This window comes from Pseudomonas sp. TH21 (assembly GCF_016651025.1).
Lineage (GTDB): Bacteria > Pseudomonadota > Gammaproteobacteria > Pseudomonadales > Pseudomonadaceae > Aquipseudomonas > Aquipseudomonas aylmerensis.
Genome location: NZ_JAEKEQ010000001.1, coordinates 6,360,683 through 6,373,122, shown reverse-complemented (window position 1 = coordinate 6,373,122; position 12,440 = coordinate 6,360,683). Strand labels below are relative to the sequence as shown.

The window sequence follows — 12,440 nt, the reverse complement described above, 5'->3', positions numbered from 1 at the left end:
CTTCACAGATCGGCAGGCAGTGGCTCTTTCAGCCATTGCATTGCATTCTTTTCCAGGCTGCCGTCAGCTTTTGCCGCGACCAGGATCTGGTTGACCTTCTCCAGCAACGCCGGCTCGTTCTTGTTTACGCCGACGTACACAGGCGAATCCTTGAGTTTCACTTTCAGCGCCGGCACGCGTTTCGGGTTGCGCTCGCTGATCGCCACCATCACTACGTTGCCGCTGGCGATGAGGTCGACCTGGCCGGCCAGGTAGGCGGCGATGGTCGAGTTGTTGTCTTCGAAGCGCTTGATCGTGGCCTCTTTGGGCGCCACGGCGGTCAGCTCGATGTCTTCAATGGCGCCACGGGTCACGCTGATGGTCTTGCCCTTGAGGTCGTCGGTGGTGCTGATCGCCGCGTCAGGCGGGCCGAATACGGCGAGGTAGAACGGTGCATAGGCCCGGGAGAAGTCGATGACCTTTTCGCGCTCGGGGTTTTTACCCAGGCTGGAAATCACCAGGTCGACCTTGCCAGTGGTGAGGAACGGAATGCGGTTGGTGCTGTTGACCGGGGTCAGTTCCAGCTTGACCTTGAGCTGGTCGGCCAGCAGCTTGGCGGTGTCGATGTCCAGTCCGCGAGGCTTCATGTCCGGGCCGACCGAGCCGAAGGGCGGGAAGTCCTGGGGCACGGCGACCTTGAGGGTGCCACGGGCGACAATATCGTCCAGACCGTTGGCCTGGGCAGGTGCCTGGCTGAGCATCAGGCTGGCAAACAGGGCAGTGAGCAGGGCGCTGTAGCGCTTGGTCATGGCAACTCTCCGAGAAGGGCGAAGGAATTTTCTGATTTTGCTCAGTGCACAGCCCATGCCAGCCCTCTCGGAATCGTCTGAAGGGCCGGGATTTGTTGAGGTTGTGTGGTCTTACTGGTCTGAACAGTCAGGAGGCTTTTCGCACCTTTTTCGAGCGCCGGTAAAACCCTGCGAGCCCCTTTGGGGCGTGGCTTGCCGTGGCCTTCGAATAGCTTTACAACTAGCCGCTCTGATGACGAGAACCTTGAGTTTTTTATGAATTCCATCGCCCAAGCCGTACCGGAAGCGGCCCTGCAGGCCATCCGTAAACTGATCAAGGAGCAAGGCTTCGGGCCGGGCGACGCCCTGCCGTCCCAGCGCGACCTGGCGGTGCAGTTGGGGGTGAGTCGGGCGTCATTGCGCGAAGCGTTGTCGTCCCTCAGTGCCCTGGGGGTGGTCAGCGTGCAGCCGGGCAAGGGCGTGTTCGTGCAGGCGGCAGAAGAGGCGCCGGGGTTTGCCTGGCCCTTCGCGGCGCAGGCCACGCCGTTGGATATCTTCCAGTTGCGCTACGCCCTCGAGGGGTTTGCGGCAGGGTTGGCGGCGATGACCTTGACCCTCGATGAGCTGGACAGCCTGGAAGATAACGTCGAGGCGATGCGCAAGGTGCTCAAGGCCGGTGACTTTGAAGCGGCGGCCCGGCTGGACTTCGAATTCCACCAGTGCATCCTCCTGGCCAGCGGCAATCAGGCGATGGTGAGCATCCTGAGTGCCAGCGCCGAGGTGTTCCTGGAGAGCCAGAAACTACCGTTCATCCGGCCGGAGCGGGCCATGGAGACCTGGCAGGAGCACCGCAGGATCCTGCGCGCCCTGGCCCGTCGCGCCAGTGCGGCGGCACAAAAAAACATGCAGGAACACGTGCGCAATGCGGCATTGCGCACTGGCATCGCCTTCGTGACGCCCGTCACGCCCTGAGTCGGGCCATACCCAAACTCATGCGCCATCATAGGAAGACTCAATCAGAGGCGGCTTCCTGAACGGGGGAAGGGCGGCTATGATGGGCAACGTTTTTTTTGCTTACAATCCGGAGACATCCATGAGCAACGATCTTATCAAGCACGTCACCGACGCGACCTTTGAGGCCGAAGTACTCAAGGCTGCTGGCCCGGTGCTGGTTGACTACTGGGCTGAGTGGTGTGGCCCTTGCAAAATGATCGCTCCGGTCCTGGACGACATTGCAACCACCTACGAAGGCAAGTTGACCATTGCCAAGCTGAACATCGACGACAACCAGGAAACCCCGGCCAAGCATGGCGTGCGTGGTATCCCTACGTTGATGCTGTTCAAGAACGGCAACGTCGAAGCCACCAAGGTCGGCGCGCTGTCGAAGTCCCAGCTGCAAGCTTTCCTCGACGCGAACATCTAAACGTCGTCAAAAAAGCCCCGCAAATTGCGGGGCTTTTTCGTGAAACAGGGCTAGACGCTCCGAAACTCAGGTGGTACATTCGGCCCCGCACTGGTTTCTCCACTGCCCCCTGCAAGCCGTCGCCGACGCATTCCTTTTCGATTAGTACGCGATCCTGTCGCCTTCTCTGCGGCGCGGCCTCATTAAGCCAAAAGCTTAATTTCCCCCCTCCATAAATGATTACGTCATTCCTATATGAATCTGACTGAACTCAAGCAAAAGCCGATTACCGACCTGCTCCAATTGGCCGAAGAAATGGGCATAGAAAATATGGCCCGTTCGCGCAAGCAGGACGTGATTTTCTCCCTGCTCAAGAAGCACGCGAAAAGCGGCGAGGAAATCTCCGGTGATGGCGTGCTGGAGATTCTCCAGGACGGCTTCGGCTTCCTCCGCTCTGCAGACGCCTCCTATCTCGCCGGCCCAGACGATATCTACGTCTCGCCGAGCCAGATCCGTCGCTTCAACTTGCGCACCGGTGACACCATCGTTGGCAAGATCCGCCCTCCGAAGGAAGGCGAGCGTTATTTCGCCCTGCTCAAGGTCGACACGATCAACTTCGATCGCCCCGAGAACGCGAAAAACAAGATTCTCTTCGAGAACCTGACCCCGCTGTTCCCGACCGTGCGCATGAAGATGGAAGCCGGTAACGGTTCCACCGAAGACTTGACCGGTCGTGTGATCGACCTGTGCGCGCCGATCGGCAAGGGCCAGCGTGGCCTGATCGTCGCACCGCCGAAAGCCGGCAAGACCATCATGCTGCAGAACATTGCCGCGAACATCGCGCGTAACAATCCTGAAGTTCACCTGATCGTGCTGCTGATCGATGAGCGTCCGGAAGAAGTGACCGAAATGCAGCGCACCGTGCGCGGCGAAGTGGTTGCCTCCACGTTCGATGAGCCGCCAACCCGCCACGTGCAGGTTGCCGAAATGGTGATCGAAAAGGCCAAGCGCCTGGTCGAGCACAAGAAAGACGTGGTGATCCTGCTCGACTCCATCACCCGCCTGGCCCGTGCCTACAACACCGTGATCCCGAGCTCCGGCAAGGTATTGACCGGTGGTGTCGACGCCCACGCCCTGGAGAAACCGAAGCGTTTCTTCGGCGCCGCGCGGAACATCGAGGAAGGCGGTTCGCTGACCATCATCGCCACCGCGCTGGTTGAAACCGGCTCGAAGATGGACGAAGTGATCTACGAAGAGTTCAAGGGTACCGGCAACATGGAACTGCCCCTGGACCGTCGCATCGCGGAAAAACGCGTCTTCCCGGCCATCAACATCAACCGCTCCGGCACCCGCCGCGAAGAGTTGCTGACTGCCGACGACGAACTGCAGCGCATGTGGATCCTGCGCAAGCTGCTGCACCCGATGGACGAAGTCGCCGCCATCGAGTTCCTGATCGACAAGCTGAAAACCACCAAGACCAACGACGAGTTCTTCCTGTCGATGAAGCGTAAGTAATACGACGTTTCAGGTCCGAAAAAATGGCGCCCCCAGGGGCGCCATTTTTTTTCGTGCGTTTTTTAAGCACCTTCGGCACGCAAATGCACCGCGATAAGCTGCCAGCCGCCGCCAGAGCAGGTAGGATGTACGCCTATTTTACGGGTGGCATGGTTAATGAAATTCAAGGATCTTCGGGATTTCGTGCAGCAACTTGAGCAGCGCGGAGAGTTGAAACGTATCCAGATGCCGATTTCGCCGGTGCTGGAAATGACTGAGATTTGCGACCGTACCCTGCGCAATAAGGGCCCGGCGCTGCTGTTCGAGAAGCCGACCGGTTTCGATATCCCGGTGCTCGGCAACCTGTTCGGCACCCCCGAGCGCGTGGCGTTTGGCATGGGCGCCGAGTCGGTCAGCGAACTGCGCGAGATCGGCAAGCTGCTGGCGTTCCTCAAGGAGCCTGAGCCACCCAAGGGCCTCAAGGATGCCTGGTCGAAGCTGCCGATCTTCCGCAAGATCATTGCCATGGCGCCAAAGGTGGTCAAGGACGCGGTGTGCCAGGAAGTGGTCATCGAAGGCGATGACGTCGACCTTGCCATGCTCCCCGTGCAAACCTGCTGGCCCGGCGACGTCGGCCCGCTGATCACCTGGGGCCTGACCGTCACCAAGGGCCCGAACAAGGATCGCCAGAACCTCGGCATCTATCGCCAGCAAGTGATCGGCCGCAACAAGGTGATCATGCGTTGGCTGAGCCACCGTGGCGGCGCCCTGGATTTCCGCGAGTGGTGCGAGAAGCACCCCGGCAAGCCGTTCCCTGTGTCCGTGGCCCTCGGCGCCGACCCGGCGACCATCCTCGGTGCCGTCACCCCGGTGCCGGACAGCCTTTCCGAGTACGCCTTCGCCGGCCTGTTGCGCGGTAACCGTACCGAACTGGTGAAGTGCCGCGGCAACGACCTGCAAGTGCCGGCCACCGCCGAAATCATCCTCGAAGGCGTGATTCACCCTGGCGAGATGGCGGATGAGGGCCCTTACGGCGACCACACCGGCTACTACAACGAAGTCGACAGCTTTCCGGTGTTCACCGTCGAGCGCATCACCCATCGGATCAAGCCGATCTACCACAGCACCTACACCGGCCGTCCGCCGGATGAGCCGGCAATTCTCGGCGTGGCGCTGAACGAAGTGTTCGTGCCGATCCTGCAGAAGCAATTCCCGGAGATCACCGATTTCTACCTGCCGCCCGAAGGCTGCTCGTACCGCATGGCCATCGTGACCATGAAGAAGTCGTACCCGGGCCATGCCAAGCGCGTCATGCTGGGTGTGTGGTCGTTTTTGCGACAGTTCATGTACACCAAGTTCGTTATCGTCACCGACGACGACATCAACGCCCGCGACTGGAACGACGTGATCTGGGCCATCACCACGCGCATGGACCCCAAGCGCGACACGGTGATGATCGACAACACGCCGATCGACTACCTCGACTTCGCCTCGCCGGTGTCGGGCCTGGGGTCGAAGATGGGCCTGGATGCCACGCATAAATGGCCGGGCGAAACCACCCGCGAGTGGGGTCGGGTCATCGTCAAGGATGAAGCCGTGACGGCGCGTGTCGATGCGATCTGGAAAGAATTGGGAATAGATTGATGCGTGTAACCCTGCAACCTTCCGGCGCGGTGCTGGAGCTGGTCCCCGGCGAGCGAATCCTCGAAGGCGCGCGTCGCCTGGGCTACGAGTGTCCCCAGGCGTGCCGCAATGGGGTGTGCCATGTGTGTGCCGCGTTGCTGGTTGAGGGCCGGGTGCAACAAGGCGGTGAGGTGCGTGACCACGGTGAGTTCTACACCTGCATCGCCGAGCCGCTGGAAGATTGCATTGTATTGTGGGATGGCGTGCTGGCGCCGGGAGAGTTGCCGTTGCGCAAGTTGTCGTGCCAATTGAGTGAGTGTGTGGATGTCGGTGGCGATGTGTGGCGCGTGCGCCTGCGGGCTCCGGCAGGCAAGGCCGTGCGTTACCACGCCGGGCAATACCTGATGATCGAACGGGAGAACGGTGAGAAGTCGGCGTTTTCCCTGGCGTCGGCGCCTCACGCCGGGCGCGAGCTGGAGCTGCATGTGCTGGTCCGCGAAGACAGCGCGCGCAGCCTGTTGGAACAGCTGCAGCGCAACCAGATGGCGCGTGTCGAACTGCCGTTCGGTGACACCCACCTGGCGGAGCTGCCGGACGGGCCGCTGGTGTTGATCGCCGCCGGCACCGGCATGGCGCAGATGCACAGCCTGATCGAGCACTGCCGCGCATCCGGCTTCAAGCACCCGGTGCACCTGTATTGGGGCGTGCGTCGACCGGAAGATTTCTACCAGATCGAGCATTGGGACCAGTGGCAGCAACTGCCCAACCTCTTCCTGCACAAGGTTGTCAGCGACCTGTGCGGCTGGGAAGGACGCTGCGGCCTGCTGCATGAAGCCGTGTGCGAAGACATTGCCGACCTCAAGACGGTGCATGTCTACGCCAGCGGCTCACCGGCGATGATCTACGGCACCCTGGACGCGCTCGTCGACGCCGGCATGGATGCACACCAGATGCGCGCCGATGTGTTCGCCTACGCGCCTCGGCCCTGAGCCGAGCAAACATCAAATACAGCCCAAATGTGGGAGCGGGCTTGCTCGCGAAGGCGCCAGATCAGTCACCCTCTTCAGCGACTGACCCACCGCTTTCGCGGGCAAGCCCGCTCCCACAGTTTTGATCGCTGTTCGGGCTTGGGATTCGAGGCGCCGGCATTTTGAGCGGTCGGTACAACTCGGTTCCAACCTTGAAATACAGCCCAAATGTGGGAGCGGGCTTGCTCGCGAAGGCGCCAGATCAGCCAGCATCTTCAGCAACTGACCCACCGCTTTCGCGAGCAAGCCCGCTCCCACAGTTTTGATCGCTGTTCAGGCTTGGGATTCGAGGCGCGGCGCCGGCATTTTGAGCGGTCGGCACAACTCGATTCCAACCTTGAAATACAGCCCAAATGTGGGAGCGGGCTTGCTCGCGAAGGCGCCAGATCAGCCAGCATCTTCAGCAACTGACCCACCGCTTTCGCGAGCAAGCCCGCTCCCACAGTTTTGATCGCTGTTCGGGCTGGAGGGCCGGGGTGCTGCACCGGCATTTGAGCGGTCGATACAACTCGGTTCCAACCTTGAAATACAGTCCAAATGTGGGAGCTGGCTTGCCTGCGATAGCGGAGGGTCAGCGCAATATCTGCTGACTGGCATAACGCAATCGCAAGCCCGCTCCCACATTGGTTCGCGCCGTGTGAGCTTCAGAAGCGCACGCCAGTCGTCACCATCGCCGCATTGAACCCCAACAGCACAAATTCTGCCGCCACCGGCCCGTAATGGGTGCCTACCGACGGAATGATCACCGGGGCCACGCCGAAACGGTTCAAGGGGATCTTGTCGCGGTACTCGCCGCGATAACCCTGGATCGCCCCGCCTGTCAGCTTCAAGTACACCGGATAGTCCGACATGTCATAGCGCTTGCCCGCGTAGGCGTAGTAGGAACGCTGGCGGAACGAATTGCGAAATGTCGCTCCGCCATACACAAAGCCTGACGCCTCATTGCGTTCCAGGCCGATCAGGTCCTGGTGGTTGTTGTGGTCCGGGTCGGGCGCAAAGTGTCGGGTGTAGACACTGGTCTGCGCGTACCAGAAACCTTTGTCGTCGTTGGCCGGCGGTGTCTCTCCGGCCAGCGCAGTGGTGGCCTGGGCGAGAAACAACAGGCCAGGCAGTCGAAATGTCTTCATGGGTGCGACCTCGATAGTCGGTTTGATCGGCGGCTAGGTGGGTCGTGATGTGCGCGCTATTTTGACGGCAGGAGCACTCCCAAGGCTGAACCCGGGCTGAAAGTAACGGGATTGCCACCCTCAATCCTGACGAGTGGGGCGCCGTGCTTATGCATTCGCTTATTCCTTAAAGGTATTTAATTTGTTACATAAATATCTTTAAGCTATATCTCAACGGACTACCGATTTTTCTTCCAATGACCAACAACTGACCGCTACCGCCCGCCAGCCGGATCGATCGTACGAACTCAGGACACTGACGTTCTGAATTTTGATTTAGGGGAGCGGTATGGGGAGCTACAAGAAACACGCGTTGTACACAGCGATTTTGTCGGCCAATTTGCTGACCGCTGTGGGATTCAATCCAGTCCTGGCGGCGCAAACGCCCGCCGCCGATGCACCCAAACTCGACACTGTCATCGTTACCGGTACCCGCGCCCAGGAGCGCACGGCCAGTGCGTCGCTGTCGCCTATCGATGTGATTTCCGGCGATAGCTTGCGCAGTACCGGCTCCGATGAGCTGGGGGCAGTGTTGGCGCGGCTGATTCCGTCGATCAACTTCCCGCGCCCAAGCCTGGTGGACGGCGCCGAGCTGGTTCGCCCGGCGCAGTTGCGCGGGTTGTCGCCGGACCAGGTGCTCGTGCTGGTCAACGGCAAGCGCCGCCACACCAGCGCGTTCGTCAACCTGGGCGGGGCGGTAGGCCGTGGTTCGGCACCGGCAGACCTCAATGCGATCCCGCTGTCGGCGGTGGACCACATTGAAGTGCTGCGCGACGGTGCTTCCGCGCGCTATGGCTCCGATGCCATTGCCGGGGTGATCAACGTGATCCTCAAGCACGCCGACCATGGTGGCTCGATCTCCAGCAAGTTTGGCGAGTACAAGAAAGGCGATGGTATCCAGCGCAATATCAGCGGCAACACCGGCCTGGCAGTAGGGGACAACGGTTTCATCAACCTCTCGGCCGAGGGGGCGGACAACGATTACACCAACCGCGCCGGTAAAGACTTCCGACCCGCCAGCGTAGGCTCTACCACCTACGGCCAGCAGGTGTTTCGCCAGGGTGAACCGGCAACCAATGAAGGCAAGCTGGCGTTCAACTCCGAATATGCCTTCAACGATGGGCTGGAGTTCTACACCTTCGGTGGCTATAGCAAGCGGCGGGGCGAGACGGCGGCGTTCTATCGGGCGAGCAATGCCTCCAACAACATTCCGGCGCTCAACCCCAACGGCTACCTGCCGCTGATCAAGGGCAACCTGGAAGACACCTCGCTGGTAGTAGGCCTGCGCGGCCTGCTGGCCTATGACTGGCATTACGATTTGTCGGCCAACTATGGCAAGAACCAATACGAGCTGAGCACCGAAACCATCAACACCTCCCTGGGCCTGGCCACGCCGCGCAAGTTCGATAACGGCACGCTGAGCAACGATCAGAAACAAGTCAGCCTGGACCTGTCCCGCGAGTTCGATGTGGGCTGGCTGCCGTATCCGGTTTCGGTAGCGTTCGGCGGTGAATACCTGCACCAGGGCTACGAGATCGAGGCGGGTGAGCCGGCGTCCTACTACCAGACCGGCAGCTCCGGCCTGGGTGGATTCCGCGATGCCGATGCCGGCACCAGCTCGCGGCATAACTGGGCCCAGTACCTGGACCTGGAAACCAATTTCACCGAGAAACTCAGCGCTTCTGCGGCCGTGCGCCATGAGGACTACAGCGACTTCGGCTCCAATGTCAGCGGCTCGTTGTCGGCGCGTTATGACTTCACGCCGCAGGTGGCCTTGCGGGGCAGTGTCTCGAATGGCTTTCGCGCGCCGTCCCTGGCCCAGCAGAACTTTGCCTACACCTCGTCGCAGTTGATCGGCAGCACTATCCAGGAAGCGGGTACCTTTCCCGCCAACAGCCAGGTCGCCCGCCTGCTCGGCGCTGAAGACCTCAAGGCCGAGAAATCGCGCAACTACAGCCTCGGCCTGGTGCTGGAGCCCGCCGATGACCTGACCGTGACGCTCGATGTCTACCGCATCGACATCCGCGACCGCATCAGCCTGTCGTCGAACCTCAACCTCAACCCGGCGGCCATTGCCTACCTGCAAGCCAATGGCGTCGGCAACATCAACTACACGAGTGCCCGCTATTTCACCAATGCCACCAACACCAGCACCGACGGCGTCGACCTGGTAGCCAACTATCGCTACCAGTTCGATAACGGCATCCGCTGGAACAGCACCGTAGGTTACAACTACAACCACACCAAGGTGACGGACGTGAAGGCCAACCCGGCGATTCTCGACAGCCTGGGCGTGAACCTGCTGCGTGTGGACCGTCGTGAGCGCATCGGGTTGCTCGGCGATACCACGCCGCAGCACAAGCTGAGCCTGGGTAACGACTTCACCTTCGGAAATTGGGCGTTGCACAGCAACCTGGTGCGCTATGGTGAATTCACCAGCTACCAGGCGGACAAGGTCAACGACCAGACCTTCAAGGCCGCCTGGGTGCTGGATTTGTCAGCGGACTACAAGCTGAAGAACTGGACGTTCACCCTGGGCGGCGACAACGTCACCGATAAATACCCGGAAAAGGTCAACGCCTTCGCCAGCAGTGGTGGCAATCTCGCCTATAGCACTTTTTCGCCGTACGGTTACAGCGGCGCGTTTTATTACGGTAAAGTTGCTTACAACTGGTAACACACAGGAGGCGTACCGCTTTTCGCCATGACCGCCATTGAATCCGATCTTTTGCAATTGGCTTACCCTCCGCGGCTCGATCTGGGGCCGCAACTCACTCACGAACAGTTGTTGAGCTCGATGCAGGCCACCATGGGTCGGCACAAGGGTGGGCCGGTCTGGCTATTTGCGTATGGTTCGCTGATCTGGCGCCCTGAGTGCTCGTCCACCGAGCGGGTGCGGGCACGGGTCCACGGTTATCACCGGGGCCTGTACCTGTGGTCTCACGAACATCGGGGTACGCCGGAGTTGCCGGGGCTGGTGTTCGGGCTGGATCGCGGGGGTTCCTGCAGCGGATTTGCCTATCGGCTGCCGGAAGATCAGCTGGAAGCGTCGCTCTACGCCCTGTGGCGCCGCGAAATGCCCTATCCCTCGTACCGGCCACATTGGCTCAGTTGCCGTCTGGAAGATGGCAGCCAGGTGCAGGCGTTGGGGTTTGTGTTGGAGCGGCACTTGCCCAGCTACGCCGGCAACTTGCCCGACGAAGTGCTCAATCATGTGCTGGAAAGCGCTTGCGGGCGTTACGGCACGACTCGCGATTATGTCGAGCAGACCGTCAACGCCCTGCGTAGCCACGCCATGCCAGATAAAAACCTGGAGGCGCGGCTCAAGCGGTGTGCCAAGGATTGCTCAGGCGGTTAGCGCGCCGCGCTGACGCTGTTGGTGTGCCACAGCGTGGGGATCAGGAACGCGATAGCCAGCAGGCACGCGGCGATCAGCAGCACAAAACCACCGTCCCAGCCGAAATGGTCCACGGTGTAGCCCATGGCCGCACTCGCCGCCACCGAACCCCCAAGGTAACCGAACAGACCGGTGAAACCCGCAGCCGTACCGGCGGCTTTCTTCGGTGCCAGTTCCAGCGCCTGCAGGCCGATCAGCATCACCGGGCCATAGATCAGAAAGCCGATGGAGAACAGCGCGATCATGTCGATCACCGGGTTGCCTGGCGGGTTGAGCCAGTAGACCAGGGTCGCCACGGTCACCAACGCCATGAACACGATGCCGGTCAGGCCACGGTTGCCCCGGAAGATCTTGTCCGACATCCAGCCGCACAGCAGCGTGCCCGGAATGCCCGCCCACTCATAGAAGAAGTACGCCCAGGACGACTTGTCGACCGTGAAGTGCTTGGCTTCCTTGAGGTAAGTCGGCGCCCAGTCCAGCACGCCGTAGCGCAGCAGGTAGACGAACACGTTGGCGAACGCGATGTACCACAGCATTTTGTTGCGCAGCACGTATTTGACGAAGATTTCCTTGGCGCTGAATTCGTCTTCGTGGCTGGCGTCGTAGCCTTCCGGGTAATCATTCTTGTATTGCTCGATCGGCGGCAAGCCTACCGATTGCGGGGTGTCGCGCATGGTAATGAAGGCGAAGGCCGCCACCAGCAACGCCACGGTGGCCGGGACGTAGAACGCTGCGTGCCAGTCGTTGAACCACGCCATGCCGAGCAGGAACAGCGGGCCGATCAGGCCGCCACCGACGTTGTGCGCCACGTTCCACACGGAGACCACGCCGCCGCGTTCTTTCTGCGACCACCAGTGCACCATGGTCCGCCCGCTTGGCGGCCAGCCCATGCCCTGGGCCCAACCGTTGATGAACAGCAAAATGAACATCATCGTCACGCTGGACGTGGCCCAAGGCGCGAAACCGAAAATGAACATCACCCCTGCCGACACCAGCAGGCCGAAGGGCAGGAAGTAGCGCGGGTTGGAGCGGTCGGACACCAGGCCCATGAGGAATTTGGACAGGCCGTACGCAATCGCGATGGCCGACATCGCCAGGCCCAGCTCACCTCGGGTGTAACCCTCGTCGATCAGGTAGGGCATGGCCAGCGAGAAGTTTTTGCGCAGCAGGTAGTAGCCGGCATAACCGAAGAAAATACCGGCGAAGATCTGCCAGCGCAGGCGTCGGTAAGTGCTGTCTATTTTTTCTTCAGGCAGGGGTGCCTGGTGTGCGGCAGGACGAAAGAAAGCAAACATTCAAGAGCTCCAAATTTCTTGTTTTGACTGCGGATGCGAATGTTACAGTTTCGTTACCGAAAATAGCATTGCCTCTTATCCGCAAATACAGGAAATGGGAGCAATCGCATGTTCTCTTACGAACATGTCGCTAATAGATAAGTGATGGTCGGTATCAGGTCTTGAGGCCCAAGAAGATCAACGGTGGGAGCTGGCTTGCCTGCGAGAGTGGTCTCGCAGCTGCACTTGTGTTGGCTGACCCACCGCTATCGCAGGCAAGCCAGCTTCC

Annotated in this window: 10 protein-coding genes; 7 read left to right on the top strand and 3 right to left on the bottom strand. The window is 60.5% G+C overall.

Annotated features, from left to right (window positions below):
- Positions 1-2: 2 nt before the first annotated feature.
- Positions 3-788: a transporter substrate-binding domain-containing protein gene (locus JFU04_RS28410; RefSeq protein WP_065902369.1), complete on the bottom strand. Its 786-nt coding sequence runs from the start codon at positions 786-788 to the stop codon at positions 3-5.
- A gap of 255 nt (positions 789-1,043) precedes the next feature.
- Between JFU04_RS28410 and JFU04_RS28405 the strand changes: the two genes are divergently transcribed.
- The 5 genes from JFU04_RS28405 to JFU04_RS28385 all read left to right on the top strand — a co-directional run bounded on the left by JFU04_RS28405 (position 1,044) and on the right by JFU04_RS28385 (position 6,275).
- The gene (locus JFU04_RS28405; RefSeq protein WP_201146105.1) at positions 1,044-1,739 is read left to right on the top strand and encodes a FadR/GntR family transcriptional regulator; all 696 of its coding nucleotides are present in this window, start codon (positions 1,044-1,046) and stop codon (positions 1,737-1,739) included.
- 121 nt (positions 1,740-1,860) lie between these two features.
- Positions 1,861-2,190 carry a thioredoxin TrxA gene (gene trxA, locus JFU04_RS28400; protein ID WP_015886460.1) on the top strand — a complete coding sequence of 110 codons (330 nt, stop codon included), beginning with the start codon at positions 1,861-1,863 and terminating at the stop codon, positions 2,188-2,190.
- Between the two features lie 234 nt (positions 2,191-2,424).
- Positions 2,425-3,684: a transcription termination factor Rho gene (gene rho, locus JFU04_RS28395; RefSeq protein WP_003176825.1), complete on the top strand. Its 1,260-nt coding sequence runs from the start codon at positions 2,425-2,427 to the stop codon at positions 3,682-3,684.
- A 156-nt stretch (positions 3,685-3,840) separates the two neighbouring features.
- The gene (gene ubiD, locus JFU04_RS28390) at positions 3,841-5,307 is read left to right on the top strand and encodes a 4-hydroxy-3-polyprenylbenzoate decarboxylase (protein ID WP_065902367.1); all 1,467 of its coding nucleotides are present in this window, start codon (positions 3,841-3,843) and stop codon (positions 5,305-5,307) included.
- On the top strand, positions 5,307-6,275 hold the full coding sequence (locus tag JFU04_RS28385) for a CDP-6-deoxy-delta-3,4-glucoseen reductase (RefSeq protein WP_120450451.1): 969 nt from the start codon (positions 5,307-5,309) through the stop codon (positions 6,273-6,275). The genes ubiD and JFU04_RS28385 overlap by 1 nt, the downstream gene beginning before the upstream one ends.
- 683 nt (positions 6,276-6,958) lie before the next feature.
- Here the strand turns inward: JFU04_RS28385 and JFU04_RS28380 are convergent.
- Complete coding sequence (locus JFU04_RS28380) at positions 6,959-7,441, bottom strand: sn-glycerol-3-phosphate transporter (protein WP_065902364.1); 483 nt, start codon at positions 7,439-7,441, stop codon at positions 6,959-6,961.
- 328 nt (positions 7,442-7,769) lie between these two features.
- On the opposite strand from JFU04_RS28380, the gene JFU04_RS28375 reads away from it, so the two are divergent.
- Together JFU04_RS28375 and JFU04_RS28370 are read left to right on the top strand one after the other, a co-directional pair.
- Entirely contained in the window at positions 7,770-10,157 is a 2,388-nt protein-coding gene (locus tag JFU04_RS28375) for a TonB-dependent receptor plug domain-containing protein (protein WP_120450444.1), read from the top strand.
- A 27-nt stretch (positions 10,158-10,184) separates the two neighbouring features.
- A complete protein-coding gene (locus tag JFU04_RS28370; protein WP_065902362.1) occupies positions 10,185-10,838 on the top strand; it encodes a gamma-glutamylcyclotransferase in 654 nt (217 codons plus the stop codon).
- Here JFU04_RS28370 and glpT read toward each other — a convergent pair.
- Entirely contained in the window at positions 10,835-12,172 is a 1,338-nt protein-coding gene (gene glpT, locus JFU04_RS28365; protein ID WP_065902361.1) for a glycerol-3-phosphate transporter, read from the bottom strand. The genes JFU04_RS28370 and glpT overlap by 4 nt on opposite strands.
- Positions 12,173-12,440: the final 268 nt, after the last annotated feature.

What these genes read in the sequence shown, in the direction of transcription:
- JFU04_RS28410 (WP_065902369.1), bottom strand. Translation starts at nt 788, where the DNA reads ATGACCAAGCGCTACAGCGCCCTGCTCACTGCCCTGTTTGCCAGCCTG.
- JFU04_RS28405 (WP_201146105.1), top strand. Translation starts at nt 1,044, where the DNA reads ATGAATTCCATCGCCCAAGCCGTACCGGAAGCGGCCCTGCAGGCCATC.
- trxA (WP_015886460.1), top strand. Translation starts at nt 1,861, where the DNA reads ATGAGCAACGATCTTATCAAGCACGTCACCGACGCGACCTTTGAGGCC.
- rho (WP_003176825.1), top strand. Translation starts at nt 2,425, where the DNA reads ATGAATCTGACTGAACTCAAGCAAAAGCCGATTACCGACCTGCTCCAA.
- ubiD (WP_065902367.1), top strand. Translation starts at nt 3,841, where the DNA reads ATGAAATTCAAGGATCTTCGGGATTTCGTGCAGCAACTTGAGCAGCGC.
- JFU04_RS28385 (WP_120450451.1), top strand. Translation starts at nt 5,307, where the DNA reads ATGCGTGTAACCCTGCAACCTTCCGGCGCGGTGCTGGAGCTGGTCCCC.
- JFU04_RS28380 (WP_065902364.1), bottom strand. Translation starts at nt 7,441, where the DNA reads ATGAAGACATTTCGACTGCCTGGCCTGTTGTTTCTCGCCCAGGCCACC.
- JFU04_RS28375 (WP_120450444.1), top strand. Translation starts at nt 7,770, where the DNA reads ATGGGGAGCTACAAGAAACACGCGTTGTACACAGCGATTTTGTCGGCC.
- JFU04_RS28370 (WP_065902362.1), top strand. Translation starts at nt 10,185, where the DNA reads ATGACCGCCATTGAATCCGATCTTTTGCAATTGGCTTACCCTCCGCGG.
- glpT (WP_065902361.1), bottom strand. Translation starts at nt 12,172, where the DNA reads ATGTTTGCTTTCTTTCGTCCTGCCGCACACCAGGCACCCCTGCCTGAA.